General features: G+C 62.2%; 8 protein-coding genes. 5 read left to right on the top strand and 3 right to left on the bottom strand.

Features of this window, described 5'->3' with window-relative positions; all coding sequences use genetic code 11:
• Positions 1 to 20 precede the first annotated feature (20 nt).
• From ABVN21_RS06275 to ABVN21_RS06255, 5 genes are read left to right on the top strand one after another with little or no spacing between them, the layout of a single operon-like run.
• The gene (locus tag ABVN21_RS06275) at positions 21 to 11357 is read left to right on the top strand and encodes a VCBS domain-containing protein (protein ID WP_339556362.1); all 11337 of its coding nucleotides are present in this window, start codon (positions 21 to 23) and stop codon (positions 11355 to 11357) included.
• A 43-nt stretch (positions 11358 to 11400) separates the two neighbouring features.
• Entirely contained in the window at positions 11401 to 12936 is a 1536-nt protein-coding gene (locus ABVN21_RS06270) for a TolC family protein (RefSeq protein ID WP_339556363.1), read from the top strand.
• Positions 12917 to 13723 carry an efflux RND transporter periplasmic adaptor subunit gene (locus ABVN21_RS06265; protein WP_339556364.1) on the top strand — a complete coding sequence of 269 codons (807 nt, stop codon included), beginning with the start codon at positions 12917 to 12919 and terminating at the stop codon, positions 13721 to 13723. The genes ABVN21_RS06270 and ABVN21_RS06265 overlap by 20 nt, the downstream gene beginning before the upstream one ends.
• On the top strand, positions 13720 to 15066 hold the full coding sequence (locus ABVN21_RS06260; RefSeq protein WP_339556365.1) for an HlyD family efflux transporter periplasmic adaptor subunit: 1347 nt from the start codon (positions 13720 to 13722) through the stop codon (positions 15064 to 15066). The genes ABVN21_RS06265 and ABVN21_RS06260 overlap by 4 nt, the downstream gene beginning before the upstream one ends.
• A complete protein-coding gene (locus ABVN21_RS06255; protein WP_339556366.1) occupies positions 15066 to 17162 on the top strand; it encodes an HlyD family efflux transporter periplasmic adaptor subunit in 2097 nt (698 codons plus the stop codon). The genes ABVN21_RS06260 and ABVN21_RS06255 overlap by 1 nt, the downstream gene beginning before the upstream one ends.
• Before the next feature lie 139 nt (positions 17163 to 17301).
• Here ABVN21_RS06255 and ABVN21_RS06250 read toward each other — a convergent pair whose 3' ends face one another.
• From ABVN21_RS06250 to ABVN21_RS06240, 3 genes are all read right to left on the bottom strand, one after another.
• On the bottom strand, positions 17302 to 17760 hold the full coding sequence (locus tag ABVN21_RS06250) for a GNAT family N-acetyltransferase (RefSeq protein ID WP_339556367.1): 459 nt from the start codon (positions 17758 to 17760) through the stop codon (positions 17302 to 17304).
• 173 nt (positions 17761 to 17933) lie between these two features.
• The gene (gene betA / locus ABVN21_RS06245) at positions 17934 to 19622 is read right to left on the bottom strand and encodes a choline dehydrogenase (protein WP_339556368.1); all 1689 of its coding nucleotides are present in this window, start codon (positions 19620 to 19622) and stop codon (positions 17934 to 17936) included.
• 3 nt (positions 19623 to 19625) lie between these two features.
• Positions 19626 to 21194: a cytosine permease gene (locus ABVN21_RS06240; RefSeq protein WP_339556369.1), complete on the bottom strand. Its 1569-nt coding sequence runs from the start codon at positions 21192 to 21194 to the stop codon at positions 19626 to 19628.
• Between the last annotated feature and the right edge of the window lie 85 nt (positions 21195 to 21279).

Below are 21279 nucleotides of genomic sequence, written 5' to 3'. Positions count from 1 at the left end.
ACGGTTCGAGGGCCGCCACTATGCACCAACTACCTGATCGAATTTCCGGTTTGCACTTGCGACCGCAACGTCAATCGCTGGCCCTTGAACCTCGGATTCTGTTCGATGGTGCTGCTGCCTCGGCAGCGGCCGACCAGCATCACAGTGATCCCGCGGCCCCGGCACCCGCAGCCTCAGACCCTGCTACCGCGCATACCACTCCGACAGAAGGCCGGCCCGCCACCGAGCAGGCCCCTTCCGCTGCGCGCGCGCTGTTGGTCATCGACAGCCGGATCGAAAACCGCGATCAGCTCGTAGCGCAACTACCGTCCAACGTCACGGCTATTGTGGTGAACGTCGGCGAAGATGGCTTGGCGGCTATTTCCGCGGCATTGGCACAATTGGGCAAAGTGGACTCGATCCAGGTGATGTCACACGGCGGCGCCGGGCAGTTCACCCTGGGCAACCGGACTATCACCGCCGACAACATCGATCAGCTCGGTAAAACCCTCGAACAATGGCGCAATAACCTGACCCAAGGTGCCGACATCCAGCTTTACGGTTGCGACATCGGCGCCGGCGCGGCCGGTAAAACCCTGGTGACCGAACTGGCGCGCTGGACCGGCGCTGACGTTGCCGCCTCCAGCAATGACACCGGTAACAGCGCGGCTGGTGGTGACTGGACGCTGGAAACCAGAGTCGGCGATATCGACAAGACCATCGCCCTCAGCAGCGCCGCCATGGCTAGCTTCGAAGGTTTGCTGGCCGATGCCGCGCCCACCGCGACGTTGCCCGTCACCGGCAGCGACGTGCTGCTGGGCGACCCTTTCAACTTTACCGTTAATTTCACCAACACCTCGGCGCAGGCCGGTTTCGCGCCCTTCATCAACCTGGCGCTACCGTCCACCGGCAAGGATGGCAATGACGGGGTAAATTTCATCGCCGCCAGTTACCTCGGGCAAAACCTGATTACCCATACGGTGACGTTCGATGCCTCAGGCAACGCCACCCATCCGTTGGCCAAGGATGCCAATGGCAACTTTGTGATTATCAATGCTTCAACCTACGGCATGCGTGCCGGCGATACGCTGGTGGTCATTGAGCTGCCCTTTGCCAGCGTCACCAACCTGCAGCCGGTGATCCCGGTACAAATCACCGCCAGCCTGAGCAATCTGGCCGATACCAACTTCTCCGATGGTTCACCGGACTTGACGATCCGCGCCAGCGGCGGTTTCCAGTTCGGTAACGATGCACAGGACAATCCGCTCGCTGACCCCAGCCTGATCCAGGCTGCCACTTCGGCGTTCGTGGTCCACCCGACCGTCATCAGTTTCGACCAGACCATCACCACCCCCGAAGGCGAAACGGCGACCGGGCCGAACTACGGCCGCACCCTGACGGTGACCGTGACCCCCGCGCCGGGCCAGACGCTGTCCAATGTCGTCATCACGCAACCGCTGCCGGATAACATCCAGGTGACCGCGATCACCCCCGGCGCCGGAGGACGCCTGACCTCAATCACGCTGCACGACGGCACCGTGGTTACCAATCCGACCGCCATCGCCACACTGATTGCCTCCGATACCGTATTCATCAATTCATTTACCGTCGTGTACGACACCATGAACGCCGCGACCAACACTCAAGTGGCGTTCTACGTTCCGGAAGTCGATGCCAACGGCCAGGCAATCATCAACCCGGTCACCGGTGATGCTGTCACCATCACCGTCGGCGCACCGAGCGCTACCGGCCAGTGGGTACCGCTGGACTCGCGAGATGTCGTGGCGCCCGCCACGGTCATCGATTTTTCCGGCACTGGCCGGACCACCGAATTCGTCGCCAAATCCATCACCCTGCTCAAAACAGTGACTTTGCAGACCGACATCGGTCACACCGGCATCACTCCCGGTGACACGCTCACTTACACGCTGAACCTGGCGATTTCCGACTACTTCGCCTTCGGCAAAGACTTCTTCAACGAAGGTCAGTTGATCATTCGCGATCAACTCACCGACGGACAAGCCCTCACCGGTACGCCAACGTTGACGGTTACCATCAACGGTGTGGCCCAGACCATTACCCTGGTGAGCACCGTCGTCAACAATGCCGATGGCAGCACCTCAATTGCCTTCGACATCGCGCAATCGTTGCGCAATGCGTTTGCCAATGTGCGCGGCTGGCTCAACGGCGACCTGGCGTTCGACGACCAATTGCAGGGCGCGGTACTGGCAGTGCTCAGCTATTCGGCGATTGTGGGCCAGACCTACAAGCCACCCTCTGGCAACCCTCACAGCGAAATCAATGAAGGCGACGAACTGGGCAACACTGCCGTGGTGGATGGCACCCTGTTGCAGGACGTGTTCAACCTGACGGGGCAGAGCGAAACCGATGGTTCGGCCACCAACAGCGTGATTCCGACCAGCACCGTCGACATCCAGATCGTGGAGGTTAATAACGGCACGCCACCGGGTAATGGCGAGATACGGCCCGGTGATGAGGTGACGTTCGAGCTGAGCTACGACTTGGTTACCGGCGACTACGAACAGTTTTCGCTGACCGCGTACTTGCCATTGCCGTTGTTCGACGTGACGGGAGTGACGTGGGCGCTCGGTGACAATCCCGGGCAATGGCAAATCGGCCCCGGCAATACCAATGCCGGTGGCGTGCTCACCGTGACCAGTGGCGACGGCAACTCGGTCGTCTTCAATTTCGGCAGCTTTGTCACGGCCGATACCACGGGCAGCCGAATTGTCCTGCGCTTTACCGTACGAGTGGGCGATCAGCCGTTCGGCGATCAACGCTCGCTGGATGTGCTGGCGCAATCGAGCCAGCAAACCACCCTCACCGACCGCACCCTGATTTCCTCGGATGTGGTGGCCATTGTCTCGGTCGCCGAGCCCGTGCTGTCGATCAAGCATGGTGTGGTGGCAGGCTCCAATGGCACGGTCACCAACACCACCGGTAGCTGGAACCCACCGGGCAGTACCGGCGTGCCTTTCAATGGCAGCGTGACAGACCTCGCCGCCGTGGACGGCAACATCACCGGCATCGATGGCGGCGACACCCTGCGCATGGTCACGGCCATCGAGAACACTGGCGGTGGCGGTGCGTTTGACGTCAACACCAGCATTGCCCTGCCCACTGGCGTGAGCTTTGTGGGCGGCAGCCTGGCCGCCGCCAACCTGCAAATTTACCGCGGCGACGGCACGTTGCTGGTGCTCGGCACCGACTACAGCGTCAGCGGCAACCAGATCACGTTCCTCGATGCCGGAGGCCAGGCCACCCTCCTCGCCGGTCGTAGCGGCACCGCCGCCGACACCAGTGGCGCCAATGTCGTGGTGATCAGCTACGACGTGGTTGTCAGCTCGACGATCGAAGCCAGCCGCAGCCTGCAAAGCACTGCCACCCTGAGCAATTACGCCAGCGTCAATGGCGGCACCGACTTCACGCCCGCCGACCTGACCGACCTGGCCAGCGAGCAAGTGGCGGCACCGGTGATCACTAAAGTGTTCGCTGACGGCACCCTGGACAACGGCGACTCCAGCGCTGGTCACACCACCGGCAGCGATCTGGTGATTGGCGAAAGCATGCGGTACGACATCGTCGTGACCCTGCCAGAAGGCAGCACGCAAACCCTGCGCATCGATGATCTGATCCCGCCGGGCATGCGCCTGGACACCACCTTCAACGGCGGCCTCGGCTATCAGATCATTACCACTCAGGCCGGCAGCGGCGCGCTAGGTGCCGACTTCGCCGGCAGCATCGTGGTCAGCGGATTCGCTGGTCAGGGCGGAACTCTGGGCGGCGACGGCGTAGACGCGCGCTGGACGTTCAGCGTGTCCGGTGCGACCGCCGACAACCAGACCGGCAACAACGTCTTCGTGATTCGCCTGCAACTGGTCGCCAACAACGTGATCGCCAACCAGGCCAATCTCTCCCTGCAAAACAATGCGCAATTGGTGTTCAGCGACCCGGACAGTGATACCCCCAACGGCAATGTCGCGGTGGACCGCACGGTCGCCCTCACCGGCGGCCTGCCCACCGTGACCCTGCGTGAGCCTACCGTGACCGTCACACAAGCCCTGACATCAACCTCCGGCCTCGGCGGCTACGATCAGGGTGACACCGTCACCTTCACCATCACGCTGAGCAATGGCGCGGGCGGAAACGACTTCAATGCCTTCGACATCAGTTTCCTCGACAACCTGCCCACTCAATTGAGCAACATCACCCTGACGGGTGTGCTCTATCAGAATGGTGCGACCAACAACGGCGGCATCGACTTCGAAATCGTCAACGGCCAACTGCGCACCGCCAACGGCGCCAATATCGACATCACCAAGGGTGGCAGCATCGTGCTGAGCCTGTCGGGCGTGGTGAATGCCACGGCGGCGTCCCAGTCCAATTTCGCCAACGTGGCCTCCGTGCAGTGGACCAGCCTGGACGGCACTCAGGGTGGCGAGCGTACCGGCGTCGACGGCACGCTCAATGGCGGCACCCTCAACGACTATCGCAACAGTTCAACGCTGGTGGTGCCGGTGGCACAGGCGATCCAGATTTCCCGGGTCGGCGGCTTGCCCGACAGCCCTGCCCCGGCGCCGACCACGGCGCCTCAGGAAGCGGTCACCATCGGCGAAGTGATTCGCTATCGGGTGGTGGTGCTGGTGCCGGAAGGCAACAACCCCAACTACCAAGTGCAAATCACCCTGGCCAACGGGTTGCAGTTCATCTCGCCAGATGCACTGGTCAATGCCCTGCGCATCGGTTTCATTTCCGGCGGCGGGCTGACCAGCGATGTCAATCTGATTGTCGGCGGCACGCTGGACATCAACGGCAACGAAAACAGCCCCGAAGCCCTCCCCATCACCCCAGACCTGCTCGGCCTCGGGCCGACCGGCGTCTTCGATCCGAGCCGCCTGACCATTGTCACCAACACCGACGGCAGCCAGGTCATCACTTTCAACCTCGGTAATGTGGTCAATGGCGGGGGCAGCGATGCCGACCTGGAAGGCATCGTCCTGGAGTTCAACGTCCGGGTGGCCAACCAGCTCGGTATCAACAGCGGCGCGCTGCTGGGTGCCAGCGCCCATGAAATCGTCGACGGTTTGGGCCGCGCCCAGAGCAACACGATCTTCGAGAACATCGTCGAACCGAGCTTCAACGGCCTGATCAAGCAAGTCGTGGGCTTCGACCCCAACCCGGCGGGCACCACGGGCACTGCCACGGTGCAACTGAGTTTCACCCAGAACGGTGGTTTGCCGGCGTTCGACACCCAGGTCACTGACGGGTTTGCCAGCGGCAGCAACTACAGCCTTGTCAGCGTCACCATCAACGGCGCCACCTTCGGCCCCGGCAATTTGCCCAGCGGTGTCACCTTCAGCACCACGGGCGGCATCAGCGTCAATTTCGATCAACTGGACGTCGGTGCTCAGGTTCAGGTGCGCTATCAAGTGACCCTGCCCAACGCCACGGCGATTGCCAGCAGCGATGCCACGCTGACCTGGAGCAGCCTGCCGGAAGATTTCACCAGTTGGGGCGGCAACAGCGTCGGCACTGATGGCGCCATCGATGGCGAGCGCATCGGCACCGCCACCGACCCTAATACGTACATCCTGCAAGGCAATGCCGGGCTCGGTGTGATCAGCGGCACGCTATGGAACGACACCCAGTCAGCCACCGCCAGCACCACTCCGGATGGCGCTGGCCTTGCCGGGCAGACCGTCACGCTGACCTGGGCCGGCGCTGACGGACTGTTGGATACCACTGCCGACAACCTGTTGTTTAGCACCGTCACTGACGCCAACGGCCAGTACCATTTCGGCGTGCTGCCACTGGGCAAGTTCCGCATCGATGTACCCCAGGGACTGGTCAGCTATCCGCAACCCTTGGGTGACTTGCGCGTGCGCATCGACAGCGATGGCAGCACCCTTGGGCAGATCGAAATCACCCTGGGCGATGCCGATACTCAAGCGGCGAACGCCGGTTACGTCGAGCAGAACGACGCACCCGTCAACACCCTTCCCGGTACCCAGCAAGGCCAGGAAGACGTCCTCCTGAACATCGGTGGCATCAGCGTCGCGGACATCGATGCCGATCGTGATCCAAACGTGGCGGACCGCAACGTCAGCGTGACCCTGAGCGTGCTGCAAGGCACCTTGTCCCTCGGTGCTTCACTGCCGGGCGTGACCGTCACCGGTGCCAACACCGCCAGCCTCACCCTTAGCGGCACGCTGGCCGACGTCAATACCGTGCTGGCAAGCCTGCGGTATTTGGGCAACGCCAACTTCAACGGCACCGACACATTGACCGTGGTCAGCAATGACCAAGGCAATTTCGGTGATGCCAATGCCGATGGCACACCAGGCACCGCCGGCGATGCCTTAACCGATACCGATACCTTGCAAATTGTCCTGACAGCGGTCAATGACGCCCCCCTCGGGGTAGATGACAGTGCGACCGCCGTCGAGGCCGGCGGCACCAACAATAATGTTGTCGGCGTCGATCCAACCGGCCAGTTACTGACCAACGACACTGACGTCGACATCGCCACCAACGCCGATCAATTGCATGTGGTCTCCGTGGCCTCCGTCAATGGCTCAGGTGTGCAAACGCCGATCCTCGACGTGGTCGCGATTACCGGCCAGTACGGCCAACTCCTCGTCGGCAGCAACGGCGCCTACCAGTACGTCGTCGACAATACCAACCCGCTGGTCCAGGCCTTGCGCCTGTCAGGCCAGACCCTGGTCGACAGTTTTGACTACGTGCTGGCTGACCTGGCCGGAGACACCGACATCGCCAGGCTGACCGTGACCATCCAGGGCGCTAACGATACGCCGGCAGGTGTGGACGATAACGGCATCGCCATCGAAGCCGGCGGTGTGCTCAATGGCACCCTGGGCAGCAATGCCGTAGGCAACGTGCTGACCAACGATACCGACGTCGACACCACGGCCAACGGCGAAACCAAAACCGTCACCGGTATTCGCGCGGTCGGCGAGTCCGATCCCGGTGCTTTCAACCCGGTAGCGGTGGGCACAACCATTGTCGGCACCTACGGCACCCTGACCATCAACCCCGATGGTTCCTACAGCTATGTGATCAACAACGACAATGTCACCGTGCAACGCCTGAGCGCTGGCCAGTCGTTGGTCGAGCTATTCAGCTATCGGGTCACCGACACCGGCGGCCTCAATGATGTCGCGCAATTACGCATCGTCATCCAGGGCGCCAATGACAACCCGGTGGCCAGCGACGACGCCGCCGACGCTCAGGCCGCCTCCACCAACGGCAATGCCGCCGAAAGCAATCCGACCGGCAACGTCATTCTGTTCCCCAGTCGTCCTGGCACCATCGACCAATCGGGCGGCAACGGCGTGGACCAGGATGTCGATGAGGCCGACCGGCCCAGCGAGCAACTACAAGTCAACGGCGTGATCAACAAAAGCGAGGCCACTTACGACCCGCTCAATGATGTGCTCACTGGTGTCACCGCCGGCAGCACCCAGGCCAACGGCACGGTGGTGGTCGGTTTGTACGGCACCTTGCGCATCGGCGCCGACGGCTCGTTTTTCTACGATGTCGACAGCACCAACACCACCGTGCAAGGCCTGGCCACAGGCCAGACGCTGACTGAAGTTTTCACCTATCGCGTCGTCGATACCGCCGGCCTGACTGATACCGCGCAACTGGTGATTACCGTGCGCGGCGTCAATGACCCGCCCGTGGCGCAGAACGTCATCGCCATCGCCACCGAACAGGGTGGCGTGAACAACGGTACGCCGGGGGTCGATCCGGTGGGTGACGTCACGGCCACTGCGTTCGATCCGGACGGCGATCCGCTGATCGTCACCTTCATACGCGCCGGCGCCGAAGGCTCATCCGGCACACCGGTAGCGGTGGTCGCTGGCGGCACGGTGATCAACGGCTTGTATGGCACGCTGACCATTCAACCCGATGGCAGCTACAGCTATGCGCTCGATAACAACAATCCGGATGTCCAGGCGTTGCGCCGGGGGAGCGACCTGTTGCTCGAACGCTTCACCTACACCATCAGCGACGGCGTCAACCCGACGCCGGAAGTCGACAGCGCTGAAATCATCGTGTTGATTCGCGGCGCCAATGACAATCCGGTGGCCGCCGATGACGGCGCAACGGCCATCGAGGCCGGTGGCCTGAACAACAACGTTCCCGGCCAGGACCCCACCGGCAATGTGCTGACCAACGACACCGACGTCGACGGTGGTGAAATCCCCGCCGATCTGCCCGCTCATGACTATGGCGAAACCCGCGCGGTGGCCTCGGTACGCACCGGCAGCGAAACCGCCACCGGCACCGATGGCACCCTGAGCAGCGAACTGCGCGGCACCTATGGCTGGCTGACCCTGAATGCCGACGGCAGCTATAGCTACCGGCTCGATAACAACATGGCCGAGGTCCAGGCACTGCGCTTCGGCGAGACCCTGGCCGACCTCTTCAGCTATACGGTGATCGATGCCAGCGGCGCCCAGGACCGTGCGAGTCTGAGCATTACCATCGTCGGGCGCGACGACACGCCGGTTGCACGCAACGACATCAACCTGGCCACTGAAGCCGGAGGCCTGAACAACGACCGGCCAGGCTTAAACCCCAGCGGCAACGTGCTGATCAACGACACCGACGTCGATGGCAATGGTGAAACCCTGAGCGTCATCGAGTTCAATCAGGGCACGACGTTCGGCACCTTCGGCAACGGCCTCAGGGGGCAGTTCGGCACCCTGCTGCTCAATCCCGACGGTTCCTATACCTACGTGGTCGACAATGACAACTTGCGTGTCCAGGCTCTGCGCACCCCACTCGACACGCTCACGGAAACCTTCACCTACCGCATCCGCGACCTGTTCGGCGCCACCAACAATGCCACGCTGACCATCGTCATCGTGGGCGCCAACGACAATCCCCTGGCCCAGGACGACAACACGGTAGCCGTGGAGGCTGGCGGTACGCTCAATGGCACACCGGGCCTCAACCCTTCCGGCAACGTTCTGGGCAACGACCGCGACATCGACTCCGGCGACACCAAAATCGTTACCGACATCCGCGGTGGCAGCGAAGCGGCGGGTGGCACCTTTACCACGTTTGCCGCAGCACAGAGCCTCGACGGACTCTACGGCACGCTGACCATCAATGCCGACGGCACTTACAGCTACGTCATCAACAATAACCTGGCCGCTGTTCAGGCACTCAAGGTCGGCGATTCACTGGTGGAAACCTTCACCTACCGGATGCGCGACACCGCCGGCGCCACCGATGTTGCGCAGTTGAACATCCGCATCGACGGTGCCTGGGATGCGCCAGTGGCGACCAACGATGTGGCACTGGCCGTCGCCGACGACGGCACAGGCAACAGCGTCAACCCAACCCGCAACGTATTGCCCAACGACACCGATGTCGACCAGGGCGACAGCCTGCAGGTCACCGGCATCCGCTTCGGGGCGGAAGCAGCAGGTGGCGGCCTTGACGTGGTCAATGCAGCCACCGACAACACCAACGGCACGCTGGTCAACGGCCTGTACGGGCAGTTGATCATCGGCGCCGACGGCAACTACACCTACATCGTCGACTCTAACAATCCCACCGTACTGGCCTTGGGACCGCTGCAATTTCTCAATGAGCGCTTCACCTATCAGGTCACCGACCGTGGCGGGCAAAGCGATCTGGCGGAAATCACGATCATCATCCGCGGCCGCAACTCACCACCGGTGGCCAACAGCGATGCAGCGACGGCGGTCGAAGCCGGTGGCATCAACAACAGCCAGGCCGGTATCGACCCCAGCGGCAACGTGATCAGCAACGACACCGACGTCGAAGACGACGCCCTCAACGTGTCGGCGATCCGAACCGGTGGCCTGGCCGACAGCGGCACCAGCGGCGCCGTCGGCAGCGTGTTGCGCGGTTTGTACGGTGACTTGGTGATCAACGCCGATGGCAGCTACACCTACACGGTCGATAACAGCCTGGCGGTGGTTCAGGCCTTGCGTCAGAGCGGGCAGACCCTGACGGACGTCTTCAGCTACACCCTGTCCGACGTGTTCCGCACCAGCAGCCAGGCCGAGTTGCGCATCACCATCGACGGCCGCAACGATACCCCGTTCGCCCAGGACGACGGCTCGGTCGCGGTCGAGGCCGGTGGCATCGCCAATGGCACACCGGGCAGCAATGCCACGGGCAACGTGCTGGTCAACGACGGCGACGTCGACAGCGTGGCCAACGGCGAAAGCAAGCAGGTGCAGAGCGTCACCAGTGAAAACGGCCAGTCCAGCAACGCCGGTCAGCTACTGATCGGTCGATACGGGCAACTGACCCTCAACGCCGACGGCAGCTACACCTACGTGATCGACAACAGCAACCCCACCGTCCAGGCCTTGCGCACCGCCGGTGAAACCCTCAGCGAAACCTTCACCTATCGAATGACCGACACTGCGGGAGCCACCGCCGATGCGCGCCTGACCGTGGTCATTCAGGGCGCCAACGATGCCCCCGTGGCGCAAAACGACAGCGCCATCGCCACTGACCAGACACCCGCGCCGCAAGTCACCGGCAACGTGCTGCCCAACGATGGCGACGTGGATGCCAACGACAACCTGCAAGTGGTGGCCATACGCACCGGAGCCGAGGCCGGGACAGGCGCTTCGGGCCTGGTCGGCCAACCGGTCATCGGCCTCTACGGCACCCTGGTGCTGAATGCCGATGGCAGTTACACCTACACCATCGACCAGAGCAATCCCGCTGTGCTGGCCGCCGCCGGGTTAGGCCAGGTGCTGCAGGATGTCTTCACCTACACCGTCAGTGACCTTGCCGGCGCCACCGACCAGGCCGAACTAGTGATCATCCTGGACATTGCCACGCCGTTCATTCCGGCACCCCAGGGTAATTTCTTCGACCGTGATACGGGCAACCGCAACGGTAGCCTGCTCCTGCCGGATCCGCTGCCGGCGATCTTCGTCACCCCGGTGGTGGAACGAGCCGCGCTGGCGCTGGAGCTTTCGACCTGGAACGCCGACGGCAGCAATTTGCGCATGGGCTCCAACGGCGAGTTTGTCAGTGAGTCGCTGGGCAATGGCCTGGGCCTGGTACCAGGACAATACGTCGCGGACGCGGTTCGCCAGAGCCGGCGTGACAGCGAAGTAGAACTGGCGTGGATTCTCGGCCGTCACGGTCGCATCGGCCTGAGCGCCGACGGCCTGCTGAGCGACCCGTCGCTATTCGCCATTGATCCCGCTGAATTGACCCGCGGCCCGGCACAGACTGAACCGCACCAGGAGCAACGACAGGCGCGTGGATTCAGCGCGCAGTTGCGCAACGCCGCCCAGCGTCTGCGACCGGGCAGCCGAGGTAACTGAAGTGATCGAACAGAACCGACTCGAAGAGCACAAAGGATTGAACATGCCAAAAAACGCGACCCGGTTTATCAGTACAGCACTTGCCTCTGCCTTGCTGCTCAGCGCCTGTTCGTCGCTGGAGCCCAAGCCCTCGACCGAAGAAGAGAACCGCCAGCGCATCATCGCCGACCAGTCTCGGATGTATTCGGGCCAGGAGCCGGTCACCGCGCCGATCACCTTTTATGAAGCCGCGGCGCGTGCCCTGAAATACAACCTCGACTACCGCCTCAAGCTCATGGAAAGCGCGTTGGCGTCGGATCTGCGCGATGTGTCCAGCCACGAAATGCTGCCACGCCTGGTGGCGTCGGCCGGTTACGCCGGACGCAATAACGATTCCGGCGGCACCTCGATCGGCATTGAAGATCGTCAAGTCAGCTTGCGTCCGTCGACTTCCGAGGAGCGCTATCGCGAACTCTACGGCCTGGGCCTGAGCTGGAGCCTGCTGGATTTTGGCGTGGCCTATTACCGCACCCAGCAAAAGTCCGACCAGATCCTGATGGCCGAAGAGCGCCGGCGCAAAGTCGCCCAGAACGTTTTGCAGGATGTGCGCAACGCCTACTGGCGCGCCCTCGGTGCCCAACGGCTGATGCCGGAAGTAGACAAGTTGTTGATGCGTACGCACACCGCGCTGACCTCCGCCCGGGAAGCCGAACAACGGGGCCTGTTGCCACGCCAGGAGATACTCGCCTATCAGCGCGCGTTGCTCGATTCGATTTACCTGCTGACCGTGCGTCGCCAGGACCTGGAGTTCGCCCAGGCCGAACTGGCCGCGCTGATGTCGCTGCCGTCAGGGTCGAAAATGATTCTGGCCGACATGCCTGATCCGCCGTTGCCAGAGGTGCGTCAAAGCATGGCGCAGCTCGAACAGCTGTCGCTGGAACATCGTCCGGAAATCATGGAAGAGTGGTACCGCAAACGGGTCAACCAGAAAGACCTGGACATCGCCAAGGCCCAGTTGTGGCCTAACGTCAGCGTCGATTTCGGCTACCGCTACGACTCCAACAAATACCTCTATAACAGCGACTGGATGGGCACTGGCCTGCAAGTGTCGATGAACCTGCTGCGTCTGTTGCAACTGCCAGCGCTCAACGCGGCAGAGAAATCCCAAAGCGAAACCGACGATACCCGGCGCGTGGCGCTGTCCATGGCTATCCTGACCCAGGTGCGGGTCGGTACCCTGCGCTACCAACTGGCGCGCCAGGAAGTGGAGTTCACCGAAGAAAGCCTGCGCGTCGATCGCAGCCTGCTCGACTACGCCACCGCGGCAAAAACCGGCGCCCTGGGTTCCGAACTGGAGGTGATTCGTTCCGAAGGTCGCTACCTGCTTTCGCGTTATCAGCGTGAAGCCGCGTTCTCCAGTGCCCAGGCAGCCTGGGGTCGGCTGTATAACTCGGTTGGGCTGGATGTCCTGCCGACTGAAATCGAAAAGCACGACATCAAGACCCTGGCCCGGGAAATCCAGCGCACATTGAACGAACAGGAGCAGCAACGACTGCTCATCACTCAGCAAGGAATGCCGAATGCGCAAAACCGCCCTTGAGTTCCGTTGGGAGGCCCTGTTGTTGGCCTGCCTGATCCTGCCCGTCCACGCCGACGACCCACCGTCGGCCCCCTCTCTGGAAAGTGCCAATACCATTCGCGTGCTGCTCGCCGCAGAACTGGAAACCACCCTGTCGAGCCAGATGGCCGGCACCTTGGGTGAGCTGAAAACCGGTTTCGCCGAGCACGTCGCCAAGTCCGAGGTGTTGGCGCGATTCAACTGCAGCGAAGCCGATGCCCGCAGCAAAGTGGCAGCTGCGGAGCTGGCCATGGCGAAACAGAACCTGGAGGCGAAAAAGCAGCTGCGCCAACTCAATGCCGTGGGCGACATCGAAGTGTCCATGGCCAACACCGAGGTGCAGAAAGCGGACGGCGCCCGAGCCATGGGCGTGGCGCAAAGCGGTTACTGCCAGGTCCTCGCGCCGTTTTCCGGGAAGATCGCCAAGGTCTACGTCAAGCCCTACCAGACCGTCACCGCTGGCACGCCGTTGTTCGATCTGGTCAGTGACGGCGCCCTGAAGGTGCGTCTGAACGTTCCTTCGAACCTGCTGAAAACCCTCAAGCCCGGCCTGCCTCTACAGGTCAGCATCCATGAAACCGGCAAAACCTACCCGGCCCATGTCAGCGCGATCAACTCCCGGGTCGATGCGGTGGCCCAGACTGTCGAGCTCGAAGCCCGGCTCGACGAAAAGTATCCCGACCTGATGGCAGGCATGAGCGGCACGGCCCGGTTCAACCAAGGCAATGCGCTGCAAGACCCGGCTCTGAAAAACAGTGCTCAGCCATGACAATGAATGAGCCGCTGCCCCACCCCAACCTGCTCCTGGAACTCGATGCGCTTCGAGACAAGGCGATGGCCGCCGACTCGTTGCCGGCGCTGGCCTTCAGCATGGCCAACGACCTTTATCCGCTGCTGCCGTTTCATCAGGCACTGGTGTTTGCCCAGCGTGAAACGTCACTGGAACTGTTGAACGTCTCCGGTCTGTCGCGGCCCAGCGAGGATTCGCCCTATCTGGTCTGGCTGCGTCGCGCCAGTCGCTGGATCGCCAGTCAGGTACCTGACAGCGAACCGGTCTGGCTGACCCAGGACACCATCACCGCGCCAGCGGATATTGCCGACGGCTGGAGCGAGTGGTGGCCGTCGGGGTTGTGGTGCATTCCGATCCAGGACCGTGACGGGCAACGCCTCGGCCTGCTGATCCTGTTGCTGGAGCAGGAACCGCCCGCGATTTTCTGGCCGCACCTCAAGGGCCTGGTCAACACTTGGGGCTACTGCTGGGCGGCGCTGACACGACGGCGGCGTCTGAGCCGCTGGTGGCCCAATCGCAAGCAAATGCTGGTGGCCCTGATCGTGCTGGGCGCCCTGCTCTTGCTGCCAGTGCGGCAAACCGCTCTGGCCCCCACGGAAATCGTCTCGCGCCAGGCGCAAATCATCAGCTCGCCCATCGACGGGGTGATCGAAAAAATCCAGGTCCGCCCTAACCAACCGGTGGACGCCGGTATGCCGCTGTTCTCCCTCGACGAAACCACCCTGCGCAGCCGCGCCGAGGTGCTGGGCAAGGAAGTCGCCGTGGCCGATGCGGAGTTGCTGGCCGCCAGCCAACGGGCGTTCGATAACTCGCAGAGCAAGAACGAACTGACCCTGCTCGAAGGTCGTGCCCAGCAGCGCCGGGCGGAACTGGCCGCGGTGCAGGCGCAACTCAAGCGCACACGGGTGCTGTCGCCGCGCAGTGGCGTCGCGGTGTTCAGCGATCCCAACGACTGGCTGGGCAAACCGGTGGTGACTGGCGAACGGATCATGCAAGTGGCTGACCCGACTCAACCGGCGATGCTGATCCAGCTCGCAGTGGCCGACGCCATCGCCTTGGAACCCGGCGCGGAGGTCACGCTGTTCCTCACTGCCTACCCGCTGACTCCGCTCAAGGGCAAGATCCTCGAAACCAGCTACCAGGCCCGCCCCAGCGATGAAGGTGTGGTCGCGTATCGGTTGCTGGCGAGCATCGAAGGTGCGCCGGAGCACGCACGCCTTGGCCTGCACGGCACCGCCAAGTTGTATGGCGGTCGGGTAATGCTCGGTTATTACCTGCTGCGCCGTCCGCTGGCGACGTTGCGCGCTTGGAGTGGCTGGTAATGCTTGATCCGGCCGACATCCCCCTGCCCCCGCTGCGCGAGGACCTGCGCTTGAGCGAAGCCGCCCACGGCAGTAGCGGCGAACCGGCGTGGGTAATTCAGGACACGGTGATCAATCGCTTCTACCGCATCGGCTGGCTGGAATTCGAATGCCTGTTGCGCTGGGGCCAGTCACCGCGAAAAATCAGTGAGCAGATTGCCGAAGGCACCGCGCTCAAACCTGACGTGGAGCAAATCCTCGACTTCCGACAGTTCCTCGAACAGCACCAATTACTGCGCGCCGGCCCGGCGGCATTGACGCGTCTGCAAGCCAAGGACAACGAAGGCAGTTGGTTGAGCTGGCGCTGGTGGCTGCACCACTATTTGTTTTTTCGCATTCCGTTGCTGCGCCCGCAACAGCCGCTGCAATACCTGGCGCATGCCCTGCGCTGGCTGTTCCATCCGCTGACCGCGATCCTGGTGGTGAGCCTGAGTTTGCTGGGGGTGATTCTGGTCCTGCAGCAGTGGGACAGTTTCACCAGTGCCGTGGTCGAGTCGTTTTCCACCGAAGGCCTGTTCAGTTTTGCCCTGGCCTTGATCGTCGCCAAAACCCTGCACGAACTGGGGCACGCGCTGGTAGCTACGCGCCTGGGCTTACGTGTCGGTCACATGGGCATTGCGTTTGTGGTGCTGTGGCCGATGCTTTACACCGACACCGGCGAAAGCTGGAAACTCAGTCGCTCGCGGCAGCGGCTGGCCATCGCTTCGGCCGGAATTGTCACCGAGTTGTCCTTGGCCGGGCTCTCGACCCTGGGTTGGGCGCTGTGTGATCCAGGCGCACTGCGCAATGCCCTGCTGTACCTGGCGACCACCAGTTGGCTGCTGTCCCTGGCGCTGAACGCCAGTCCCTTCATGCGTTTCGACGGCTACTTCATCCTCTCTGACCTGCTGGATTTCCCCAACCTGCACGAACGCGCCTCGGCGCTGGCGCGGGTCACGCTGCGGCGTAACTTGCTGGGTCTACAGGAGGAGTGGCCGGAGCCATTCCCGACCGGCCAACGCCGGTTGCTGGTGACCTTCGCCATCATCACGTGGCTGTATCGACTGGTGCTGTTCCTGGGCATCGCCCTTGCGGTCTACCTGTTCTTTTTCAAGTTGCTCGGGATCATCTTGTTCATGGTCGAATTGTCCTGGTTTATTGCCCTGCCGGTCATGCGCGAACTGGGTCACTGGTGGACCCATCGCGCCGCTATTCCGCGTTTGCGCAAAGTGATCTTTTATGCGCTGCTGGGCCTGATCCTGCTCGGCCTGGCCATGCCCTGGCGCACCCAGATCGACGCCGTCGGCGTGGCCCGCGCCGAACACCAGTTGCGGGTCTACGCCCCCTATCCCGCACGACTGCAATCGATTCACGGCGAAGGCGAGGTCAAGGCCGGCGAAGTGCTGGTGGTGCTCGATGAGCCGGATATCGCTTCGCGCCTGCAAAGCAGCGAAGCCAACGCCCGCAGCTACGAAGCGCGGCTCTCCGGGTTGCTGGCCGACCCCGGCGGCCTGGCCGAAGATGCGGTGACCCGCCAACGCCTCAACGTGCAATTCGAAGAAGCCCGGGCCGCCCGCTCGGAAATCGCCCGGCTCAACCTGCAAACCCCGTTTGCCGGCCTGTGGCTGGATGTGAATCCGGACTGGAAAACCGGCCAGTGGATCGGCCGCCAGGAATCTTTGGGCATCCTGATCGATCCGCGCAGTTGGCAAGTAGACGCCTACGTGGCCCAGGACCAGGTGCATCGACTGGTCACCGGTGACCCTGTGCGTTTCTATCCCGACGGCCAGACCACACCGCTCAATGGCCGGGTCCTGGCCATCGGCAGTACCCGCGCCAGTCAGTTGTCCCACCGCATGCTGTCGTCTCACTTTGGTGGTCCGGTGCCGACCGCATCACAAGAGCATGCGATGGTCCCGAGCGCCGCGCTGTTCCAGGTGCTGATCCAGCTGGACGAACCTTTGCCAAGCCTGCGTGAAACCCGCGGCCACCTGAAAATCGAAGGCGAACGACGGAGCGTGCTGGGCGATGTGGCGACCCACTTTCTCGCCGTATTGATGCGCGAAAGTGGTTTTTAGCCTCGTCGAGCCGGCCATTTTTACAGGGGGAATGCATACACCTGGAAGAAAATGGTCGGTTCTGAGGACGCGATCGCTGGCAAGCCAGCTCCTACAGAGGAGCGAGCCTGCATGGGAAATAAAGTGATAGCCAGACCACCTAGCCTTGCTGCAAATCCAGGCAATAGGTGTAGTAGCCCGGATCGCGCACATACCCCAGTGACTCGTACAAACGCTGGGCACTGAAGTTATCGGTGGCGGTTTCCAGGGTCATGCCCTTGGCGCCCATCAAGCGTGCAAAGTCGCGGGCGGTGTTCATCAGCAGCGTGCCGACACCTTTGCCCCGCGCAGCGGGCGTGGTGAAGAGGTCGCCGAGTAGCCAGGTACGGTGCGCGTCGATGGAGGAAAAGGTCGGGAACATCTGCACGAAACCCAGTGTTTCACCGACGGGGTCCTCGACGAAGAAGATCACTGATTCGTCGCGAGCGATGCGTTCGGCGATGAAATCCCGGGACTGCGGCAGGTTCGATGGCTGGCCGTAGAAGCCACGATAGGCGTCGAACAAGGGGGCGATTTTTTCGATGTGGGAAGCGTCGGCGCGCAGGGCCTGAATAGCCATGAGGGTGCTCCATTGCGGTCTCAAGGCTTTACAGCCTAGCAAAAGATCACCCGCACACAGCCCGATTCTGCGGGATGGCTTCGAAACTGTAGGAGCCGGCTTGCTGGCGATAGGATCTTAAACCTTGCGCCGTGCGTCAGGCCGCTTCGCTGGCAAGCCAGCTCCTACAAGGGTTACACGCGTACGTTACGACCCGGCAATCCATTGCGCTGGCTGTTTTCCCAATCCTCGACCAACCCCACCGGCACCTCCGGCGCCGGCAACATATTGCACCCGAGCACCAGGTCCGACGCCCGCTCGGCGAGCATGATGGTCGGTGCGTTGAGGTTGCCGTTCGGCTCGGTCGGGAACACCGAGGAGTCGATCACCCGTAGCCCGGCGATGCCGCGCACACGCAATTCGGAATCCACCACCGCCATGTCGTCCTCGCCCATGCGGCACGAACCGCAAGGGTGATAGGTGCTCTCCAGGTTGTCACGCACGAACGCATCGAGGTCTTCATCGCTGGTCAGGTGCGCGCCGGGGGCGATTTCGCCATCGCGGAAACGGTCCATGGCTTTCTGGCCGATGATCTCGCGGGTCAGGCGGATGCAGCGACGGAACCCTTCACGGTCCTCTTCCCGTTGCAGGTAATTGAAGCGAATTTCCGGGTGCTCGTAAGGGTCGGCGGAACGCACGTGCACGTAGCCGCGGCTCTTGGGTTTGTTCGGCCCGGTGAGCACCATGAAACCGTGGCCCTTGATCGGTTTATTGCCGTCGTAACGCATCGCTGCCGGCAGGAAGTGGAACTGAATGTCCGGCCAGCGCAGGCCCTTGTCGGAACGAATGAAACCACCGGCCTCGAAGTGGTTGGTGGCGCCCAGACCGTCCTTGAACAGCAGCCAGCGCAAACCGATCATCAATTTGCTCAGCGGGTCCATTTTGCTGTTGAGGGTCACCGGTTCCTTGCAGCCAAACTGGATGTACACCTCGGCGTGGTCCTGCAGGTTCTCCCCGACTCCCGGCAGATCGTGACGCACACCGATCCCGGCCTTGCGCAGGACGTCGGCCGGGCCGATGCCGGAGCGTTGCAGCAGGTGCGGCGAGCCGATTGGCCCGGACGAAATCAGCACTTCCTTGTTGCAATAGACCTGGTGAGTCTGGCCATTGTGGTCATACATGACCCCCACCGCACGCTTGCCTTCAAGGATGATCTGGCGGGTCATCGCGTGGGTAATCACGGTCAGGTTCGGACGACCCATGGCCGGACGCAGGTAGGCGTTGGCAGTGGAACAACGCACGCCGTTTTTCACGGTCATGTGCATCGCACCGAAACCTTCCTGCATAAAGCCGTTGCAGTCGTCGGTCTTGATGTAACCCGCTTCGGCACCGGCTTCGACCCACGCCCCGTACAGCGGGTTTTTCATGTGGTTGCCATTGGTGGTGTGCAGCGGCCCGGTTTGCCCGCGATAGCTGTCACCGCCCGATTCGTAGCTTTCGGCGCGTTTGAAGTACGGCAGGCAATTCTTGTAGCCCCAGCCCTGGGCACCGAGGGATTCCCACTCGTCGAAGTCATAAGCGTGGCCACGGATGTAGACCAGGCCGTTGATCGACGACGAGCCACCTAACACCTTGCCGCGCGGGCAGTGAATACGGCGATTGTTGAGGTAAGTCTCTGGCTCGGTTTCGTAGCGCCAGTTGTACTTCTTGGTGTTCATCGGGATCGAGAACGCGCTCGGCATCTGGATCACCACACTCTTGTCGCTGCCGCCAAATTCCAGGACCAGCACCGAGTTGGCCGGGTTTTCGCTCAGGCGGTTGGCCAACACACAACCTGCCGAGCCGGCGCCAATAATGATGTAGTCGTATTTTTGCGTTGCCATGATTTATCTCCGGACCGCCGATTCGCTGAAAACGGGCATCGAGGGTTTGGTCAATGAGTCACCAGTGGTGTACTGCGGACAGGTTTTTTCGATGTGCTGGATGACGACTTCTTCGGCCTTGAGATCGATCGAGCGACTGAGCCAGTAGTACGCCAGGCCCGAGACGATCAGCCCGACCAGCCAGGCGATGTCGATGCTGCCAAGTGCCTTGGCCAGTGGGCCGACATACACTTCGCGCTGCTCGACGCCGTCGAAGATGTAGAAGAACGGAATCATCGAAATAAAGCCGACGGCGTACGCGGCGATGCCACGCAGGCCCCAGCTGCCGTAGATGTTGCCGTGGGGCATGAAGAAGTGCGGGATGGCGTAGCGGCCCTTGCGCACGAAGAAGTAGTCGGTGAGGTTGACCGAGGTCCAGGGCACCAGGAAGTACAGCATCACCACCAGGTAGATGCCGAGCACCGACAGGCCTTTGCCGGAACTCTGGATGCTCAGGGCCACACCCAGTTGCAGCAGGATCACGAAGGCGATGGCGAGGATCCGCGCCTTGCGGGTGGGTTCGATGTGCTTGATCGAGTCGACGCAGGTCAGCGTGGTCAGCTTGGCGCTGTAGATGTTCATCGCGATCACCGGCAGGAACGCCAGGATGGTGACCACCACCACGGCCGTGCCCATCAGCGGCGATACGGTGTTGCCGACTTGGCCGAGGGCCACCAGCACGTCAGTGGAATGCAGGTGATCGGCCAGCCAGCCACCGACGGAAATCATCCAGGCGCCGGACAACGAGGCGCCGAGGAACACCACCGCGATCAGTTTGCCGCTGGAGGTGTTTTTCGGCAGATAACGCGAGTAATCCGAAACGTACGGCGCATAAGCGATGTTGTAGCTGGCAGCCGCCGCGAACTGGGCGATGAAACCGGTCCAGTTGAAACCTAGCGGCGCCGGGGCCACTTCACCTTCGGCGAGCGCCGGCAACACCGCATCCGGCACCCAGCCCATCAGCACCGCCAGGGTTACCAGGCCATACAGCGGCAGCGACAGGTACAGCGCCCATTTGAAGGCGCGGTGCATCCAGTCATGGCCAAGGATCGCCAGCACCGCTGCCGGGATGGTCACAGCCACCGCGATCACGACGGGGTTGAAACCGAACAGTGTGTGCAGTCCCTGCATCATCAGCACAAGGTTGACGATGTTGAAACCGGCGAACACAAACAGCGTCGCCAACAGCACCAGGATCACCCCGCGATAGCCGAACTGCGCGCGGGACTGGATCATTTGTGGCAGGCCCAGGTGTGGGCCCTGAGAACCATGAAATGCCATGAACAGTGTGCCGAACATGATGCCCAGCGTGCCGGCCAGTGTGGTCCAGAGCGCGGTCAGGCCGACGCTTGGGCCGACGAAGCCGATGGTCATGGTGAAGAAGGTGAAGTTGCCGAGAAACCAGAACGGGCCCTGGCTCGACAGCTTGTCGGAGCGCTCGTTCTCGGGGATGAAATCGATCGAATGGCTTTCCACGACGCTATGGTCGTCGAGGACCGACACGCTCGGGGCGGACTTGGCGTTAGTGTTCATGATGGACTCTTATTGTTGGAAGATCATGACGAAAAAACCGCGTTGTTTCGGGTGAACGACTCCCGGGCGCATCCTTGCCGTTCCC

The organism is Pseudomonas sp. MYb327 (assembly GCF_040438925.1).
In the GTDB taxonomy this organism is placed as follows: Bacteria; Pseudomonadota; Gammaproteobacteria; order Pseudomonadales; family Pseudomonadaceae; genus Aquipseudomonas.
Note: the sequence above shows the minus strand (reverse complement) of the source record. Positions and strands in the feature narration are given on the sequence as shown.